We start from the raw sequence: 17,084 nt of genomic DNA on the forward strand, positions 1-17,084 counted from the left end.
CGCCGCTCAGGGCGCCGGGAGGGTTAGAAGCGCGGGGCCAGTGGGCTGCCGTCGAGGGAGCGCTCCTCGAGCAGCTTGCCGCCCAGGATGCGTTCGACGGCGGCGCGGCCGAAGACCCCCGACTCCTCGATGGTTTCATCGTCGGCGCTGGGGATGTCCTGCTCATAGGTGGCGGCGGCCGCGACGGCCCGGGCGGGCGCCTTGGCGCGTCCGGCCTCCGCCTCCGGGCTGTTCGACAGGCGCTGGTAGAGGCTCTGCCGGCCACCGGCCGGGGCGCCGACGGGCGCGGGGGCCGTCACCGGCGGGGCCGCCGTGAGGACGGCCGAGCCGCCGGTTGCCGCGGCTCCCTGCGGCGCGGCGTGCGGGAGGCTCCCGGAGGCTGGGGCCACCGGCGCGGGCGTGCTCTGCCGTGCAGGGGGCTGTGCCGTCGCGGGTTCGTAGCGGCGCGGTTCGGGTTCGGTGACGTGGAGTTCGGGTTCGGGCGTCGCTGCGGGACCGGCCACGTTGTGCCGACCCACGTTCAGCTCGGTGCCGACGGTCCACACGCCCGGGGACTGTTCGACGGCGCGGGCCCATGGATCCTGGGCGGGATCGGGCTTGGCCGTTCCGGCACCTGTACCCGCGTCCGCGGTCGTCGGAGTGGGGGCGGCAACGGGGGGGCGCTCGGCGGCCGGCGCCCGGCCGGGTGCCGGGTTGCCGCCGCTCACGGGCGTCGCGGTGGTCTGGACAGAGCCTGACGGCGACGGAGTCCAGTCTATCGGCGGCTCTTCGTCCAGCGGGGGAGCGTCCTCGTCGCGGGGCGGTCCCCAGTCGTCATCCGGGTCCGCGTACGAGCCGCTCCAGCCCTGGTCCGTGGGCGCCGGGGCGGAAGCGGGCGGCGGCTCGGGGGCGGCGGGTGCCGCGGGGGTCGATGCGGCTGAAGGTGCGGATGCCTCCGTCGAAGCGGCGCCGCGGTTTGCGGCGGGTGCAGCCGGAGCCGGCTGAGCGGGAGCGGACTGGATCGGTGCGGACTGCGAGTGCGCAGCCTGCGCCAAAGCGGAATGAGCCGGCGCAGCAACGGCGGCTTCGGCCGTCACAGGCGCTGCGGCGGCGGGCACCGGGGCAGCATCGCGTGGGGTTGCGGAGGCCGTCGCGGGCGCGGTGGCCGGGGCGGCCGCGGGGGCGAGGCCCCACGCTACATCGGCCGAGCTGGGGCCAGCAGCCTCGGGCTCAGTAGGCGCTTTTGGGTTTGGCTCAGAGCTCGCTGGGCTCTTGGACCCGCCGGCGACCGCGGTGATCTGGCAGTCGATGCCGATCGTCTTGTGGATCGCCTGGCGGAGGTTTTCGGCGTGGTCTCCGCGGCCGAAGGCCCCAGCCAGCCCGGCGGTGCTGAAGAGCAGCGTCAGGACGTGGCCCTCGACATGGCCCACCTGGGCGTTCGGTTCCACCAGGGCCCAGGTGCTCCGCTTGATCTTGGTCAGGGTCTGCAGGATTTCCGGCCAGGCGCGGCGCAGCACCTCCACATCGGGGCCCGAACCGGAGCCGGGTCCGGAAGCGGCGGGAGCGGCAGCCGGGGCGGCCTCGGCGGGCCGGGTGGCCCCCGGCGCGGCCGTCCCGGCGCGCACGGGAGCCGGGGTAGCTGCAGGTGTTGGCGCGGGAGCCGACGCCGGTGCCGGAGCCTGCGCCGGAGCCGCGGCGTTGTCGGCGCCGTCGTGGGCGGAATCCGCAGCGGCTGCCTGGCTCGGGGCCGGGGACTGGCGCGGCGGCTCGGCCGATACTGCCGAAGCAGGCACGGGAGCGGTCGACCGGGCGGCGGCGGGAGGCACCGCCTGGGTCGGGGCGGGGGCGGCCGGTTCCGGTGCCCGAACTACGGGGGCCTGGCTCTCAGCGGGTGCCTGGGCCGCGGGCGCCACTGCGGGAGCGGCAGCAGGCGGGTGTGCCGCGGCAGCGGGCACGGCTGCTGGGACGCCGCCGTCGGATCCGGCGTAGTTGAGGCGCCGCTCCACGCGGTCGATCCGGGCGGCGATGCCACGTTCGGTCTGCTCCGCGCTGGGCAGCAGGATGCGGGCGCACAGCAGTTCAAGGTGCAGCCGCGGGGAGGTTGCCCCGGTCATCTCCGTGAGCGCCGTATTGGTCACGTCCGCCGCGCGGGAGAGCTCGGCCGCGCCCAGGTTGTGCGCCTGGCTCTGCATCCGGGCGATCTGGTCCGCCGGCATGCCCCGAAGGATGGACTGGGCGCTCTCCGGCATCGCCTGGACGATGATGAGGTCGCGGAAGCGCTCCAGCAGATCCTCGACGAAGCGGCGCGGGTCGTGGCCGGTCTGGATCACGCGGTCCACGGCGCGGAACACCGTGGCTGCGTCGGCGGCGGCCACGGCCTCGACGACGTCGTCCAGCAGCGAGGCGTGCGTGTACCCCAGCAGGGCCACGGCCAGCTCGTAGTCCAGACCGTTGGGGCCGGCACCGGCCATCAGCTGGTCGAGGACCGAGAGCGAGTCACGCACCGAGCCGCCGCCGGCGCGGATCACGAGCGAGAGGACGCCCGGCGCCACCGGGACGTTCTCCTGCTGGCAGAGCTGCTCCAGGTACGCCATCAGGGGCTCCGGTGGAACCAAGCGGAACGGGTAGTGGTGGGTGCGGGACCGGATGGTGCCGATCACCTTGTCCGGCTCGGTGGTGGCGAAGATGAACTTGATGTGTTCCGGCGGCTCCTCGACGATCTTCAGCAGCGCGTTAAACCCTGCCGAGGTGACCATGTGGGCCTCGTCGATGATGAAGATTTTGTAGCGGTCCCGGACCGGCGCGTAGGTGGCCCGTTCACGCAGGTCGCGGGCGTCGTCCACGCCGCCGTGGCTCGCCGCGTCGATCTCGATGACGTCCAGGGAACCCGCGCCGCCGCGGGCCAGTTCCACGCAGCTGGGGCACACGCCGCAGGGGGTGTCGGTGGGGCCTTCGGCGCAGTTCAGGCAGCGGGCCAGGATGCGGGCGGAGGTGGTTTTGCCGCAGCCGCGCGGGCCCGAGAAGAGGTATGCGTGGTTGACGCGGTTCTTGCGCAACGCCGTCATCAGGGGGTCGGTGACGTGCTCCTGCCCGATGACATCCGCGAACGAATCAGGCCGGTAGCGGCGGTACAGGGCGGTAGTTACGGTCACGCTTAAACCCTACCAATCGGCACAGACATAAAAGACCCCTCATGCACCCGCCAGAGCCCGTTTACCCTTGCTACCTTCCGGTCCTGGGGGAGTTCAACAGGATGACGCCACATGAGGGGCCGTCGACTACTTTACCCGAGATCCCGGCCTGCCCCGAATTCGCTCCCAGGCAGGGGCCATTCACGCCCATCGGCACCCCGATTGGTCGACGGGCGGAAGTTCGGGTAGTCTAGTATCTGCTTTTGATTCAGAAGCAACTGGAGAATTCGCCTAGCGGCCTATGGCGCACGCCTGGAACGCGTGTTGGGTTAACGCCCTCGGGGGTTCAAATCCCCCATTCTCCGCGGTTGGCCCCGGTCCTATGGACCGGGGCCTTTTTGCGTCCTGGCTCCGGACCTGTCAGGCCCGGAATCCGAGACGGCGGAGCCGGGAGCGGGCGGCCAGTTCGCTCGGACCCGTCCGGCCGAGGGCCAGATGGACGACGCCGAGGGTGGCGCGGGTGATCAGCTTCACCGGCAGCGGCAGGGGCCCCAGCCGGGCGGTCCGCAGCCCGAGCAGCTCGCGGTACTCAGGTTCCAGGCTGGCCACCGCGGCGGCGAACAGCACGCGGTAGCCCGGCCGGAGGACCGGGTGCAGGGGAGGGTGGCGGATGAAATGCACGGTTTCGGCAACCATCGGCCCGGAGGTGAGCGTCCCGCCGTCGTACCAGTCGCGGAGCTCACGGCGCATCTGCCCGGCACTGACCGGGGGCGACTCAACCCCCATCAGTTCCCCGGCCTGAGCCCATTCGCGGACGTAGGCGTCCGGGCCGCCGGGAATCGCGGACCCGAACATGGTGTGCGCCGAGAGGAAAGCATCGGTGAAGGCGATGTGGATCCAGCGCAGCAGTTCCGGGTCGCTGGCCGCGTAGGACTTCATCTCTCCGGCGGCGTCCCGGTAGTCGCCTCGGACCGGTTCGTGCAGGCGCTGGACCCAGGCCGTGGCCTCTTTCGCCGCCGTCGTCGACCCGTAGGTGACGGTGAAGATCCAGCGGATGGTGCGGGCCAGGCGCCCCAACGGGTCCTCGCGGAAGTGTGAATGCTCGTGCACGCCGGTCAGGGCGCCGGGGTGGAGTGACTGCATCAGCAGTGCCCGGATCCCGGCCACGATTGCTGGCATGCCGCCGTGCACCGTCCAGACCGCCGAGCCTGGCAGGTGGTAGCCGGCGTCGTCGCCCTCCTCGAGACGGGCCACCCAGGGCGGCGCCACGTCCCGTGACCCGGTGAAGGTATGCCGGAGTTCGGCCTGGAAATTCTGCAGCATAGTGCGCATGGTCCATTCTGCGCCCGGATCCCGCCCTGCGGTACTTGGTGTTCGGCCCGCGACTACTGAGGTGCTACCCGAGTTTCAAGAAGGGTAGTTCGGACGGTTCACACCCCCTGCCGATTGTGGTCCCATGAAAAAGGTCAGCCCGCGTTATCGGCGGCTGAGGATGTGGGGTTTACATCGTGGGAAAGCACTGGGGAAACACGACCAGCGAACCAAAAACAAGAAAACGCGTCGTGGCGGTGCGCTGCCTGTCGGGAGGGTTTTGCCTCTCGCTGGCCGTGCTGACGTTCGGGGTCCATGGAGTCACCGGCGCGGGAACCGCCGTGGTCTCGGTCGGCGTGCCGGACAGGGATGTGGCGGTCAGCCCCACGTTGCGGCCCGGGGCAGTGTTCACCGCCGCGGCGGGAACGACGGCGGCCACGACGGGCGCGGCGCAGGCAGCGGCCGCCGGGGCGGTCACGGCCGCTGGCGACCCAGCCGCGGGCTTCACCACGGATCCCCGGGCGCTGGTGGCGTACTCGCGCTCCGCCGTGCTCACCGGTACCAAGGACGGCACGCCGGGGGAGCTCAACGTCGCGTCTTCCGGGTTGAAGCGGCCCGCGGAGGGCTTCCTCATGGCACCCCTCGAGGTCCTGAACCCGTCGTCGCCGTTCGGCCTGCGGACCAGCCCGCTATCCGGGGTGGCGGGGGAGTTCCACTGGGGCCAGGATTTCGCGGCGGCCTGCGGGACGCGGGTGTACGCCGCAGACGCCGGGGTGGTGCGCGCCGTGGGCTGGCACCCCTGGGGCGGCGGAAACCGGGTGGAGATCGACCACGGCAACGGCCTGATCACCACCTACAACCACCTGGAGGGGATCGCCGTGAAGAAGGGCGACTCGGTCCGGGTGGGTGAGGTGATCGCCAAGGTGGGCACCACCGGGTCCTCGACCGGCTGCCACCTGCATTTCGAGACCATCCTCAACGGAGTGCACAAGGACCCCCGGGACTGGACGTTCCTGCCCATCACGCAGACCGATCCGCTGGGCCCCCTGGAGATGACCAGTTACGCGCCCGACGCCGGGCTGCCCTCCAATGCCTCGCTGGGTTGGGCTATCCCGGTCTCCGACGATGGCCGGCACGAGGTCGCAAACGGCGCCCAGGAGATCCCCGCCGCCCTGCTGCCGCAGCTGCCCGGCTACACCGCCTCCTACTCGCCCTCGCCCTCACCGACGGCGGATGCCCTCTCACCCACGCGACCGCCACCGTCCGCTGCCGGGCAGGCGCCCGGCACCTCGGCGCCGGTGACCTCCGAGCCGGTCACCGGGGCTCCGCCGGCGACCGGCACCACGACCGGGTCCCCGACTACGAGTACGCCGCCTGCAAGCACCACGCCGCCGGGGACAACGCCCCCGCCCACCACCCCTCCGCTCGGCTCGGAGCCGCCGTCCACACCGCCGCCGGTGACCACGCCGCCTGCGCCCCCGGCGACTACCCCGGCCCCGCCGCCGGTGACGGAGGCCCCGCCGCCTGTGGTGACCCCGCCGCCGGTCGTGGAGGTCCCCCCTCCGCCGCCGCCGGTGGTCGAGCCGCCTCCGCCGCCACCGCCCGTCGTCGAGGTGCCCCCGCCGGCCCCTGCGCCGCCGCCGGTGGTCACACCGCCGCCGGTGACCTCGCCGGCCCCGGAACTCACCGCCCCGCCCGTCACCGCGGATCCCGCGCCGAGCGGCACTCCGGCCCCCACCGGCACGGTCACCCCCTGACCGCCTGACTCCCGGCCCCTTGGCCCTCCGGCGGACGGCCACCCATACCGCCGCCCGTCGGCGTCGAATTACGGTTGTGACCACGCCGGGCTATGCTTCCGGCACGCCGACTCGACGCCCGGGAGGACCCCGCCATGACCGACCTTTTCTCCGTTCCGCTCACCCTCAACGACGGCACCGAAACGGACTTCGGCCGCTACCGTGGGCAGGTGGTGCTGGTGGTGAACGTTGCCTCGCAGTGCGGCTTCACGCCCCAGTACGCCGGCCTGCAGGCCCTGCACAACAAGTTCGAGGACGAGGGGTTTACCGTGCTGGGCGTGCCCTGCAACCAGTTCGCCGGCCAGGAACCGGGCAGTGACGCGGACATCGCCGAGTTCTGCGATCGGAACTTCGGCGTCACCTTCCCGCTGACCGCCAAGGCCGACGTGCGGGGCAAGAACCAGCACCCGCTTTACGCCCGCCTCACCAAGTTCAAGAAGGGCCTGCTGCCGGGCTTGGTGAAGTGGAACTTCGAGAAATTCCTGATCAACCGCGACGGCGAGATCGTCGCCCGGTTCGCCCCCACCGTGGAACCGGATGCCCCGGAGGTGATCGAGGCGGTGCAGGCCGCGCTCGCCTAAGGCACCGGTCGGGACCCTCGGCCCGCAAGGGCCCGAGGGGCCTATCCTTACGCGTCATCCCGTCCTAGACTGGCCGGACCCTCCGACGTTCGGGCCGGTTCGCGGCTTTCTTGCGGCGCCCGCCGGCAGCGTTATCGACGCTGGCCAGGAGGGTGCATCAGAACGCTTCGTGAATCACAACTGGGCACTCAGCATTGGGGTCCGTGAAACCAGGAGGAAAGTGATGACAGGAAACAAAGCCGTTGCCTACAAGGGGCCAGGAAAAGTCGAACTCATCGACATTGACTACCCCACTTTCGAACTCAAAGACGGACCAGGCGTCAATCCGGCCAACGTCGGCCGGCAGGTGCGCCACGGCGTCATCCTCAAGACCGTCGCGACGAACATCTGCGGATCGGACCAGCACATGGTCCGCGGCCGCACTACCGCCCCCGCCGACCTGGTGCTGGGCCACGAGATCACCGGCGAGGTCGTCGAGGTCGGGCCCGACGTCGAGTTCATCAAGGTCGGCGACATCTGTTCGGTGCCCTTCAACATCGCCTGTGGACGCTGCCGCAACTGCAAGGAACGCAAGACCGGCATCTGCCTGAACGTCAACCCCGACCGGCCCGGAAGCGCCTACGGCTACGTGGACATGGGCGGCTGGGTGGGCGGCCAGGCAAACTACGTCCTCGTCCCGTACGCGGACTGGAACCTGCTGAAGTTCCCGGACCGGGACCAGGCCCTCGAGAAGATCATGGACCTGACCATGCTCTCGGACATCTTCCCCACCGGCTTCCACGGCGCCGTGACCGCGGGCGTCGGCGTCGGATCCACCGTGTACGTCGCAGGCGCCGGGCCGGTGGGCCTCGCAGCCGCCACCAGCGCGCAGCTGCTCGGCGCCGCCGTCGTCATCGTCGGCGACATGAACGAGGACCGGCTCAAGCAGGCCCGGAGCTTCGGCTGCGAGACGGTCGACCTGTCCAAGGGCGGACCGGCCGCGCAGATCGAGCAGATCCTGGGTGTCCCCGAGGTGGACTGCGGCGTGGACGCGGTCGGCTTCGAGGCCAAGGGCCACGGACACGACGCCAAGGAAGCGCCGGCCACGGTGCTGAACTCCCTGATGGACATCACGGCCGCCGGCGGCGCGCTCGGCATCCCCGGGCTCTACGTCACCGGCGACCCGGGCGGCATCGACGAGGCGGCCAAGAAGGGTGCGCTCTCGCTCAGCCTCGGTACTGGCTGGGCCAAGTCGCTGAGCTTCACCACCGGCCAGTGCCCGGTGATGAAGTACAACCGCGGCCTGATGATGGCGATCCTGCATGACAGGGTCCACATCGCCAAGAACGTCAACGCCAAGGCGATCGCCCTGGAGGACGCACCGAAGGGCTACGCCGAGTTCGACGCCGGCGCCGCCACCAAGTACGTGCTGAACCCGAACGGCTACCTCAGCTAGGGCCCGTCCCACCGGGTGATCTACGGTCCGGCGGCCTCCTTCCTGCACCAGGGTGCGCAGGTAGGAGGCCGCCGGATTACTTAATCCGCACGCGTAGCCGTGCCCGTTTTCAAAGCTGCCTACCTGAGTTTGCCCACGTCCAGCCGGAAATCTGGTTGGATAGAAGGTACTGAGAGGGATCGCTGGGGGGACCGCCTCCACCCAACCAGGAAGGTTGCAATGGAGCTCATCGAGGCCGAGCACCCACGGCCACGCCATTTCCTACTCCACGTCAGTGACGCGCACCTGCTGGGCGGTTCCGACCCGCTGCACGGCGTCGTCGACAGCGAGGCCCACCTGCGCCAGCTTTTCGAGGAAGTCCGAGCCTCCGGCGCGCGCCCGGAGGCGGTGATTTTCACCGGTGACCTGGCCGACCGCGGGGAGGCCGACGCCTACGCCAAGCTGCGCCGGATCGTCGAACCCGCCTGTGAGGCCATGGGCGCGAAGATCATCTGGGCCATGGGCAACCACGACGACCGGGCCAACTTCCGTACCGGCCTGCTCGACGAACCCGCCCACGACGCCCCGGTGGACCGCAGCTACTTCCTGGACGGGTTGCGGATCATCACCATGGACACCTCGGTGCCCGGCTTCCACCACGGCGCCCTCAGCCCCGAACAGCTCGACTGGCTCGCCGCGGAGCTGGCCACACCGGCTCCGGACGGCACCATCCTGGCTTTGCACCACCCGCCCGTCCCGTCCGTGCTGGACCTGGCGGTGCTGGTGGAACTGCGCGGCCAGGCGGCCCTCGCCGCGGTGCTCCGGGGCACGGACGTGCGCACCATCCTTGCCGGGCACCTGCACTATTCGACGTCGGCCACGTTCGCCGGCATCCCCGTCTCGGTGGCCTCCGCGACCTGCTACACCCAGGACCTGAACGTCCCAGTGGGCGGCAGCCGCGGCCGGGACAGCGGCCAGGCGTTCAACCTGGTCCACGTCTATGAGCACACCATCGTGCACTCGGTGGTCCAGCTGGGCGAGGTGCTGCCGCCGGTGGGAGAGTTCGTCACGGCGGAGGAAGCCACCCGGCGGATCGCCGCGGCCGGCATCCGCATCCCGGACCAGGGCCGGCCGGAGAACCCGTCGTCCTCCGGGGACCGGAGCATGACGTTCCTGAACTAGGCCTCCGCCCCAAGGTCAGCCGGTCCGGGAACGTCCCGGTTACTTCTCCCAGGGGGCCTTGATCGGGAAGTACTTCTCCAGGAAGTCCGTCACGATCTCGGCGCGCTCCTCGGCGGGGACCTCCGGGAAGCTGCCGTCGTTGAGGCAGAAGAAGTTCATATTCCGCTTGGAGAGGAGCTTGGGCAGGTAGTTCAGTCCCGCCCGGGCGGTGGTGTCCACGTACCGCACCTTGGCCGACGTCTGGGTCACGGCCCGGCCGGTCAGCAGCGCGTAGTAGTGGTAGAACGAGTTCGTCACCGAGATGTTGTCCGCGGCACGGAACCGGCTGGCCGCCGTACGGGCGAACTCCTCCGGGAACTCCTGCTCCATTTGGGCGGTCACGCTGCGGCGCAGCGGCGCGGCCGTGTGCTCCAGGTGGCGCGTGGTGATCCGGCCGAAGCGGTTCCACAGCAGCTTCCGGTTCACCCGGGCCGCGTTCTCGAACCCGCTCCGCTCGGCGTCGTTGTCGCCCAGGCCGATCCGGGTCTCCGCCTCGATGAACTTGGTGATGCCGCCCGGGGTGAAGAACATGTCCGGGCCCACGGTCCGGCCGAAGAACATGTCGTCATTGGAGTACAGGTAGTGCTCGGAGAGGCCCTCGATGTGGTGGAGCTGGCTCTCGACCGCCTGCGAGTTGTGCGTGGGGAGCACCGACGTGTCGGCGAAGAACTCCTCGCTGCGCACGATCGTCACGGCGGGGTGGTCGGCCAGCCATTCCGGGGCGGGGGAGTCCGTGGCGACGAAGATCCGCCGGATCCACGGGGCGAACATGTACACGGACCGGAGCGCGTACTTCAGCTCGTTGATCTGCCGGAAGCGTGCCTCGTGGTCGTCGCCCTCACCGACGACGACGCCGGCCATCCGGGCCTTGCGCGCGGCGATGTACTCCGGGGAGGAGCCGTCCACCCAGGAGAAGACGATGTCGATGTCGAAGTTGATGTCGCTGGCGTGGTCGGCGAACATGTTCTCGATCGTGGGCCAGGTGTGGCCGTAGCGTTCGACCGTGCCGCGCACCGCGTCCTGGGCCAGCAGGGTCCGGCGGGTCAGGGAGTTCTCGATCGGCAGGATCAGCTGGTCGCCCTCGAAGCTCCAGAGTTCCAGCTGCACGCCCGCGGAGGCGCCGAATTCGAGGCCGCCGTTGGGTTCCACGCAGGGCCGGTAGAGCCGGAAGATCCGGGCCTGGCGGTTCGGCGAGAGCTCGCCGTCGGCCACCAGGACAGAGGACTTCTTCTTGGCGTCCACGGTCATGGAGTAGAACGGCTCGTCCCGGCAGGCCTCCACCAGGGCGGCGCGCAGTTCCCGGCGGTTCTTCCAGTCCACGGCGATCACCGGGCGGTGGTTGTTGCCCCGGACCAGCAGGTAATCGATGTCGGCACGGACCAGCACCTCACGGACGAACAACAGGTCCTCGACCATCGACTGGTACGGGGTGCGGTTTTCATTGATCAGCGCGTAGCGGCCGTGCCTGCGGACAATGTCGCTGCGCGTTCGGAACCTGGCGACGGCTGCCGCTGATGTGACCTCGGCGTGGGCGTGGTCGTCCTCGGTGGCCTGGCTGCCGTAGTAAATCTCGTCCTGGATCAATGCGTCGGTGATGTCGATTCTCCGTTTTCCTGACTGGTCTTCGTGCTGGCCGCTTTGCTACTCGCATGATATCGCGGGCCGCCAAAACGGGCCGTCACACCGGCTCCGTATCAGCCGGCCAGGGCGGCCCGCCAGTGCCGCAGGAAGGCCGCGCCGGCGTCGTCGTGGATGACGTCCGCGCCCAGCCCGAGGTCCGCCGCGGTGAGCACCTCGTAGGGCTTGACCGGGATGCCGTCCGCCGGCCGGACATCCACGTGCTTGACCGGGTGGTCGTTGTGGAAGAGCCAGTCGGCCATGGCGTAGTCGGTCCGGGAATCGCCCACGGTCCGCCACGCCTGCGGGGTGATGCCCTGGGCGGCCAGCAGTTCGACGGCGCGGCTGGCGCCGAGGTCTTTGCCGAGCCGGACGGACTCGATGTCGGTGGAGATGATGGTGGGGTCGACGCGGTAGTCGATCGCGTCGTCGCTGTCCGGGACGTGGCGGTCCAGCCGGACGACGCCGAGGCCGTGCCGCTGCATCAGGTCCATGGCGTCGGCGTCGAACAGCGCCTGTTCGGCGCGGTAGTCGGCGTTGGCGACGTCGACGTGCTGCTCCACCGAGACCATGGCGCGCTTGGTTTCGTCGAAGAACATGTGCGCCGCGTAATCCTCGGCCACGAGCCGACGGACGTCGTCGCCGAACGCGGCCGGGACGGCGAGGGCGTCATCGACGTGGACGGTGCCGGGGCCAGCCGCCGTGTAGCTGAACCAGACGGCGCCCTTCTCGCAGATCGCGTGGACGGTCAGGCCGGCGGGCATGCCTGCGGCGAGCATCGGGTCCATGACCTGCTCGCGGATGAAGGCGTCCGAGCGGCCGGTGTTGAAGATGACGGGGATGCCGGCGGCGGCGAGGGCCAGCAGGTCGGCGATGATGCCGGGGGTGACGGTGCGGGTGACGGGGCTTGCGATGGGGCCGTCGACGTCGAGCAGCAGGGCCAGCGGCGGGGTGGAAGCCTCGGAATCTCTCATGCCTTCATTCTCTCAGCCGTGCAGGGGGCCGCGGATGGTCACTGTTTGGCCACAACCTCCGGCGCCGGGGCTCCTTGGATTCCCCTGACCCGGGTTGTTCCATAGGCTTGCATGGTGATCTTCAAAGCTGTGGGCGAGGGACGCCCTTACCCCGACCATGGTTTCCATACGCCCAAGGACTGGGCGGCACTGCCGCCGCGCCCCGTCCGGCTGGACGAACTTGTGACCACCAAGCGCACCCTGGACCTCGAGGCCCTCTTGGCCGAGGATTCCACCTTCTTTGGCGACCTTTTCCCGCACGTCGTGGAGTTCCGCGGGGTGCTGTACCTCGAGGACGGGCTGCACCGGGCCGTCCGCACCGCGCTGCACCAGCGCACCGCCATCCACGCCCGTGTCCTGGTGGTCAATGGCTAGGAAGCCGCAGGACCCGACGGTTCTGCATGGGCATCATGTGGTGACGGGCTCGGACCTGCGGGCCACGTTTGTCGAAGAGGACGAACTCGAGAACCCGGACCGGATGCGGCGCCGGATCCTCCACGGGGTGGTCCTGGTGCTGCTGGTGGGGCTGCTGGTTGCCGCCGTGGTGGTGGCGATGGCCATCCAGAACGGCCAGATCAAGATTCCGACGGCGGAGCGGAGCCACGCCGCGGTCTCGGCCTGCCCCGAGGCCACCTACGACTACGTTCCGCACGAGAAGATCCGGCTTAACGTCTATAACTCCACCAACCGGCCGGGGCTGGCGAAGACCGTGGCGGATGAGCTGGTGGCAAGGAAGTTCGCCGTCGGTACGGTGGGCAACACCGAGTCCGGCTTCCACGGGGTGGCGCTGGTGGTGTCGGGCGCGGCGGGCCAGTCCTCGGCCTTCAGTGTCCAGCGGAACCTGCCCGGCTCCGACTACGTCCAGGACGGCCGCACCGACGCGACCGTGGACGTGATCCTGACCGGTGACTTCAAGGACCTGGCCAAGCCGGAGCTGGTCGACCAGACCCCGGGCAAGCTCAGCTGCCCGCGGGAGACCCGTCGCGAGGCGGATGCCCCGGCGACGCCGGTGGTCCCGTCCGTCGTGCCGGCCAGCCCCAACCCCTAGCGGGATATCGCCAATTTCACTGGACCGTCGAACCCGCTGAACTGTCAGGCCGAGACGCGCACGGGCTGCCCGGCGTCGTCGAACCGCGCGCCCGCGCCGAGCTGGACGAACCGAACCGTCCGCGCGATCCGTGCTTCCGCCTCGGGATCCGCCCCGGCCCCGTCGCCGCGGGCGGCGCTGGAGGAGAGCGTTCCGTGGATCAGCTGGGCGAGCTGCCCGATGTCCGCGTCCGGAAGGTAGTGCTGGGCGACGCCGTCGCGGAGGATGTCCTGCAGCAGGACGCTGAGTTCGCCCACGTGGTCCGCCAGCTTCGCGAAGGATGCGGGGGAGAGGACGGCGGCCATCGCCGGGCCCGGCGGCAGGTGCCGGCGGCTGAGGTCCGCCACCTGCGCGCGGACGTATAGCGCCAGGCGGTCCACCGGGTTGTCCAGGCCGGCCAGTGCCTCGCGGAGCTCCACCAGGAAACGCTCGGTCTCGTCCAAGGCGTAGGCGATGAGGAGCTCTTCGATGTCCGCGTAGTAATTGTAGACGGCGGTGCGGCCGATCTGGGCGTGCCGGGCGACGTCGGTCATGGTCAGCCCGGGGAGCCCGTGCGTGAAGAGGAGCTCGCCGAAGGCGGTGAGGATCCGCCGCTGGGTCTCGGCGCGTTGGGCGGCGTTGCTCGCGGCCGTAATCCTGGGCATACGGACACTTTAGCGCGATCTGTCAGTAAAGTTCCGGCGGGCTGCTCGTCAGCCCTCCCACCCCGCCGTCGGCCCTCTGCTCGTGACGCGGAAATATCACTTGCCGGAAACGCCGCCGAAACGTGGGCGGGGCAAGCTGGGGACCATGGGAGCCCCGACGGCGGGGCGGACGCTGGGGAGGAGCATTTTTATGGAGGACAACGGGACGGCCGTGACGACGTGCGCGGAGCTGTCGGTGGGGGACGACGTCGAGGCCTGGCACAACGGCAGGCTTTTCCACCGCGGTCGGGTGACCCAGACGGTGCCCCTGATGGAGCTCTTCTGGATCCTCGATTCCCGGACCGGGGCGCGGAAGCTGCTGGACGTCGAGGCACTGGACATCATCCGGTGCGTACCGGATGCGGCGGGCCGCGCCGTGGATCTGGCACAGCCCGCCTGAGGGTCGCTTAGCCTGACGGTTGCTTAGATTGCGCAGCCGTCCGGGCCGCAGACCGCACCGTCGGCGCCGGCGGCGTCAACCATCACTAGCGGCTGGCTCTCCTGCCAGGCCTGGTCAAGGGCCGCGCTGAACGTCTCGGCCGGCTGGGCGCCCGAAATTCCGTACTTCCGGTCGATCACGAAGAACGGCACGCCGCTCACGCCCAGAGCCCGGCCCTCAGCGATGTCGTTGCGGACGGCGTCGGAGTACTTATCGGTGGTGAAGAGTTCGTCGACCTCGGCGGCGTCAATCCCGAGCTCGAGGCCCAGCGAGGTGAGGTAGGACCGGTTGCCGATGTCCTGGCCGTGCTCGAAGTGGTCGCTGAGCAGCCGTTCCTTGGCGACATCCTGCTTGCCGTGGGCCGCCGCGAGGTGGATCAGGCGGTGGGCCGCAAAGCTGTTGGCCACCACCACGTCGCCAAACTTGTAGTTCAGCCCTTCCCCGGCGGCCTGCGCGGCCACGTGGTCGAACATGCCGGCGACCTGCTGCGGGTCCAGGCCCTTCCGGGTGCTCAAGTAGTCCAGCTCGGTGCCGTCATAGTGCTCCGGCAGACTCGGGTCCAGCTGGAAGCTGCGCCACTGCACCTCCACGGAATCGCGGTGCGGGAAGGCGGCCAGGGCGGTTTCGAAACGACGCTTGCCGATGTAGCACCAAGGGCACGCGACGTCGGACCAAATCTCAATCTTCATGCTCTCGACAACCGCGATGCCCCTCGGGGCATTCCCGGACGACGACGGCGGAGCGGCTCAGTCCGCGAGCGGACGCTCCAGCACGAAGTCGTGTTCCACAGTGTCGCCCAGGCGGAAGGACTTGGTGCCTACCTGCCGGAAACCGGACTTTTCGTAGAACCGGATGGCCCGTGCGTTCTGGCTGTTGACCCCCAGCCAGAGCCCGCGGGCACCGGTGGCGGCCGCGGCGGCGACGCTGGCCCGCATCAGCTCGGCGGCCGCGCCGACGCCGTGGTGGTCCGGGTGCACGTAGCACTTGCTGAGTTCGGCGGCCGGGGTGAGGCCCAGGGCGGAGGCCACGTCCGGATCCTGCGTCGGCCGGTCCACCAGCAGGCTGTAGCCGCGCAGGGCGCCGTCGACGTCGAGGACCAGCACCGTCACGTCCGGGTCGGCGAGGTAGTCCCGGAAATTCCGCTCGCTCAGGGTGTTGGCAATGTGCGCCGCAATGTCCTCCGGCCGCGACTCGGGCGGGCAGGCGAGCGGGAAGGTGACGGCGGCCAGCCCGGCCAGGGCGCCGGCGTCCGCGGGGATGGCTTTCCGGATCAGGTGGGTCATAGCAAAACCCTAGTCCCGGTGTCGGGCGATGAGTCAGTCGAACGGGTACGGCCGGTGCCGGGTGCGTCATCTGGCCGCGGCGGGGGCCCGGCACCGGGACGCCGTGATAGCAATGGGATTGATGAAAACATATTTCAGCCGGCCCGTCACGGCTCCGACCGAAGGTGCCCGCCCCGGGCGGGTGCTGTCGTGATGGCCGCCGCCAGACAGCCCAAGGCCTGGCTGATCATGCTGGCGATCGGACTGATCGCCCTGAACATGCGCGGCCCGTTCGTCGCGGTCGCCCCCGTGGTGCAGAACATGCGTACCGACCTGGGCTTCTCGCCGGTGGAAATCGGCTTCCTGACCGGCATCCCCGTGCTGTGTTTCGCCCTCGCGGCCCCGCTGGCCTCGCTGACCGGGCGGAAGCTGGGGCCCGAGTTTGCCGTGACACTGACCCTGCTGGGTGTGCTGCTCGGCGTCGTCGTCCGCTCCTCCGGCGGCGGCGCGCTGGTGATGCTCGGCACCGTGATCCTGGGCATCGCCATCACGATCGGCAACATCGTGGTGCCGCTGATCATCCGCCGCGACTTCAGCCCCGCACGGCAGGGTGCCGCCATGGGTACCTACACCGCGGCCCTGAACATCGGCTCTTTCGTGACCTCGATGGTGACCGCCCCGCTGGCCGAATGGCTCGGCTGGCGCCCGGCAATCGCGGCCTGCGCGCTGTTCGCCCTCGCCGCCGCCGCGGTCTGGGCGCTCGCCGTCGGGCGCCGCTCGATCCGCCCGGAAGCGATCCCCGGCTCGGACCCCGCCAAGGCAACCGGCGCACCGGCCTCACCCTGGATCACCGTGGCCCTGACGGCGGGCTTCGCCGGCCAGGCCTTCTCCTACTACGGCGTTACCGCCTGGCTTCCCAGCCTGCTGGCCGACGAAATCGGCCTGGCCCCCTCCGCGGCCGGCGCCGGCTCCTCGCTGTTCCAGATCCTGGCGATTGCCGGTGGCCTGGGCGTGCCGCTGGCGGCGCGATTCGCGTCGACGACGACGGTGGGGCTCACCCTGGGCGCCCTGTGGCTGACCGTTCCCGTGGGTCTGCTGCTGGCCCCGCAGCTGTGGTGGCTGTGGTCCGCCCTCGGCGGCGTGGCCCAGGGCGGCGGCATCACCCTGATCTTCATCGCCATCATTCAGCTGGCGCGCGACCAGGCCTCCGCGGGCCGGCTCTCCGCTATCGTCCAAGGCGCCGGCTACTCCTTCGGCGCCGTGGCCCCCACCCTGATGGGCTTCGTCCACGGCGTCTCGGCCTCCTGGACCGGACCGCTGCTGATGATCCTCGGCTCCGTGGCCATGTTCAACATCGGCTGCGCCCTCTCCCTGCGGCACATCCCGAAGGCCGCGCACTAGGAACCAACACGTCAGGCCCACGACCCGGGTTCGGGTCATGGGCCTGACGTATCCGTTCGACGCCGTTGTCGGGCGGGAAGGGGTTCCGTTGCCGGGCTGCCGCCCCGGATTTCGGGGGGCCTGTTGCGAAGGGCGTGGCGGCCCGGCGG

General features: G+C 70.1%; 15 protein-coding genes, 1 tRNA gene and 1 other RNA gene. 9 read left to right on the forward strand and 8 right to left on the reverse strand.

Annotated elements, in window-relative coordinates; genetic code table 11:
• Positions 1-23 precede the first annotated feature (23 nt).
• Positions 24-3,131, reverse strand: a complete 3,108-nt coding sequence (locus AB0O44_RS08325) for a DNA polymerase III subunit gamma and tau (RefSeq protein WP_364136426.1) — start codon at positions 3,129-3,131, stop codon at positions 24-26.
• A gap of 27 nt (positions 3,132-3,158) precedes the next feature.
• Positions 3,159-3,255, reverse strand: an RNA gene (ffs, locus tag AB0O44_RS08330) — signal recognition particle sRNA small type.
• Positions 3,256-3,390: 135 nt separating this feature from the next.
• Between ffs and AB0O44_RS08335 the strand changes: the two genes are divergently transcribed.
• Positions 3,391-3,475: transfer RNA gene (locus AB0O44_RS08335), tRNA-Ser, on the forward strand.
• Positions 3,476-3,530: 55 nt separating this feature from the next.
• Here AB0O44_RS08335 and AB0O44_RS08340 read toward each other — a convergent pair.
• A complete protein-coding gene (locus AB0O44_RS08340) occupies positions 3,531-4,442 on the reverse strand; it encodes an oxygenase MpaB family protein (RefSeq protein WP_364136428.1) in 912 nt (303 codons plus the stop codon).
• Positions 4,443-4,717: 275 nt separating this feature from the next.
• Here AB0O44_RS08340 and AB0O44_RS08345 point away from each other — a divergent pair, with 275 nt between their 5' ends.
• The 4 genes from AB0O44_RS08345 to AB0O44_RS08360 all read left to right on the forward strand — a co-directional run bounded on the left by AB0O44_RS08345 (position 4,718) and on the right by AB0O44_RS08360 (position 9,394).
• Positions 4,718-6,178, forward strand: coding sequence for a M23 family metallopeptidase (locus AB0O44_RS08345; protein WP_364136430.1), 1,461 nt, complete (start codon positions 4,718-4,720; stop codon positions 6,176-6,178).
• A gap of 134 nt (positions 6,179-6,312) precedes the next feature.
• Positions 6,313-6,798 carry a glutathione peroxidase gene (locus AB0O44_RS08350; RefSeq protein WP_290256728.1) on the forward strand — a complete coding sequence of 162 codons (486 nt, stop codon included), beginning with the start codon at positions 6,313-6,315 and terminating at the stop codon, positions 6,796-6,798.
• Positions 6,799-7,021: 223 nt separating this feature from the next.
• Positions 7,022-8,233, forward strand: a complete 1,212-nt coding sequence (fdhA, locus tag AB0O44_RS08355; RefSeq protein WP_364136432.1) for a formaldehyde dehydrogenase, glutathione-independent — start codon at positions 7,022-7,024, stop codon at positions 8,231-8,233.
• A gap of 219 nt (positions 8,234-8,452) precedes the next feature.
• Positions 8,453-9,394, forward strand: a complete 942-nt coding sequence (locus AB0O44_RS08360; RefSeq protein ID WP_364136434.1) for a phosphodiesterase — start codon at positions 8,453-8,455, stop codon at positions 9,392-9,394.
• A gap of 39 nt (positions 9,395-9,433) precedes the next feature.
• Here AB0O44_RS08360 and AB0O44_RS08365 read toward each other — a convergent pair whose 3' ends face one another.
• Positions 9,434-10,849 (reverse strand): stealth family protein, encoded by a 1,416-nt coding sequence (locus AB0O44_RS08365; protein ID WP_364136689.1) that lies wholly within the window; start codon positions 10,847-10,849, stop codon positions 9,434-9,436.
• A gap of 278 nt (positions 10,850-11,127) precedes the next feature.
• On the reverse strand, positions 11,128-12,024 hold the full coding sequence (locus AB0O44_RS08370; protein WP_364136436.1) for a hypothetical protein: 897 nt from the start codon (positions 12,022-12,024) through the stop codon (positions 11,128-11,130).
• 114 nt (positions 12,025-12,138) lie between these two features.
• Between AB0O44_RS08370 and AB0O44_RS08375 the strand changes: the two genes are divergently transcribed.
• Positions 12,139-12,438 (forward strand): type II toxin-antitoxin system VapB family antitoxin, encoded by a 300-nt coding sequence (locus AB0O44_RS08375; protein ID WP_290257291.1) that lies wholly within the window; start codon positions 12,139-12,141, stop codon positions 12,436-12,438.
• Complete coding sequence (locus AB0O44_RS08380) at positions 12,431-13,111, forward strand: LytR C-terminal domain-containing protein (protein ID WP_364136438.1); 681 nt, start codon at positions 12,431-12,433, stop codon at positions 13,109-13,111. Before AB0O44_RS08375 ends, AB0O44_RS08380 begins: the two co-directional genes overlap by 8 nt.
• A gap of 44 nt (positions 13,112-13,155) precedes the next feature.
• Here AB0O44_RS08380 and AB0O44_RS08385 read toward each other — a convergent pair whose 3' ends face one another.
• Positions 13,156-13,794 (reverse strand): TetR/AcrR family transcriptional regulator, encoded by a 639-nt coding sequence (locus tag AB0O44_RS08385; RefSeq protein ID WP_364136440.1) that lies wholly within the window; start codon positions 13,792-13,794, stop codon positions 13,156-13,158.
• A 190-nt stretch (positions 13,795-13,984) separates the two neighbouring features.
• Between AB0O44_RS08385 and AB0O44_RS08390 the strand changes: the two genes are divergently transcribed.
• The gene (locus AB0O44_RS08390; RefSeq protein WP_364136442.1) at positions 13,985-14,233 is read left to right on the forward strand and encodes a hypothetical protein; all 249 of its coding nucleotides are present in this window, start codon (positions 13,985-13,987) and stop codon (positions 14,231-14,233) included.
• Positions 14,234-14,256: 23 nt separating this feature from the next.
• Here the strand turns inward: AB0O44_RS08390 and AB0O44_RS08395 are convergent, their stop codons facing one another.
• Both AB0O44_RS08395 and AB0O44_RS08400 read right to left on the reverse strand, forming a co-directional pair.
• A complete protein-coding gene (locus AB0O44_RS08395; protein ID WP_364136444.1) occupies positions 14,257-14,961 on the reverse strand; it encodes a DsbA family oxidoreductase in 705 nt (234 codons plus the stop codon).
• Positions 14,962-15,018: 57 nt separating this feature from the next.
• Positions 15,019-15,555: a GNAT family N-acetyltransferase gene (locus AB0O44_RS08400; protein WP_364136446.1), complete on the reverse strand. Its 537-nt coding sequence runs from the start codon at positions 15,553-15,555 to the stop codon at positions 15,019-15,021.
• Positions 15,556-15,747: 192 nt separating this feature from the next.
• Here AB0O44_RS08400 and AB0O44_RS08405 point away from each other — a divergent pair, with 192 nt between their 5' ends.
• Positions 15,748-16,935 carry an MFS transporter gene (locus AB0O44_RS08405; RefSeq protein WP_364136448.1) on the forward strand — a complete coding sequence of 396 codons (1,188 nt, stop codon included), beginning with the start codon at positions 15,748-15,750 and terminating at the stop codon, positions 16,933-16,935.
• Positions 16,936-17,084: the final 149 nt, after the last annotated feature.

Source organism: Arthrobacter sp. NPDC080082, assembly GCF_040686595.1.
Lineage (GTDB): Bacteria > Actinomycetota > Actinomycetes > Actinomycetales > Micrococcaceae > Arthrobacter.

Bases quoted from the DNA above. Each gene is read 5' to 3' on its own strand.
- AB0O44_RS08340 (WP_364136428.1), bottom strand. From the start codon at position 4,442: ATGCGCACTATGCTGCAGAATTTCCAGGCCGAACTCCGGCATACCTTC.
- AB0O44_RS08350 (WP_290256728.1), top strand. From the start codon at position 6,313: ATGACCGACCTTTTCTCCGTTCCGCTCACCCTCAACGACGGCACCGAA.
- fdhA (WP_364136432.1), top strand. From the start codon at position 7,022: ATGACAGGAAACAAAGCCGTTGCCTACAAGGGGCCAGGAAAAGTCGAA.
- AB0O44_RS08360 (WP_364136434.1), top strand. From the start codon at position 8,453: ATGGAGCTCATCGAGGCCGAGCACCCACGGCCACGCCATTTCCTACTC.
- AB0O44_RS08365 (WP_364136689.1), bottom strand. From the start codon at position 10,849: ATGGTCGAGGACCTGTTGTTCGTCCGTGAGGTGCTGGTCCGTGCCGAC.
- AB0O44_RS08370 (WP_364136436.1), bottom strand. From the start codon at position 12,024: ATGAGAGATTCCGAGGCTTCCACCCCGCCGCTGGCCCTGCTGCTCGAC.
- AB0O44_RS08380 (WP_364136438.1), top strand. From the start codon at position 12,431: ATGGCTAGGAAGCCGCAGGACCCGACGGTTCTGCATGGGCATCATGTG.
- AB0O44_RS08385 (WP_364136440.1), bottom strand. From the start codon at position 13,794: ATGCCCAGGATTACGGCCGCGAGCAACGCCGCCCAACGCGCCGAGACC.
- AB0O44_RS08390 (WP_364136442.1), top strand. From the start codon at position 13,985: ATGGAGGACAACGGGACGGCCGTGACGACGTGCGCGGAGCTGTCGGTG.
- AB0O44_RS08395 (WP_364136444.1), bottom strand. From the start codon at position 14,961: ATGAAGATTGAGATTTGGTCCGACGTCGCGTGCCCTTGGTGCTACATC.
- AB0O44_RS08400 (WP_364136446.1), bottom strand. From the start codon at position 15,555: ATGACCCACCTGATCCGGAAAGCCATCCCCGCGGACGCCGGCGCCCTG.
- AB0O44_RS08405 (WP_364136448.1), top strand. From the start codon at position 15,748: ATGGCCGCCGCCAGACAGCCCAAGGCCTGGCTGATCATGCTGGCGATC.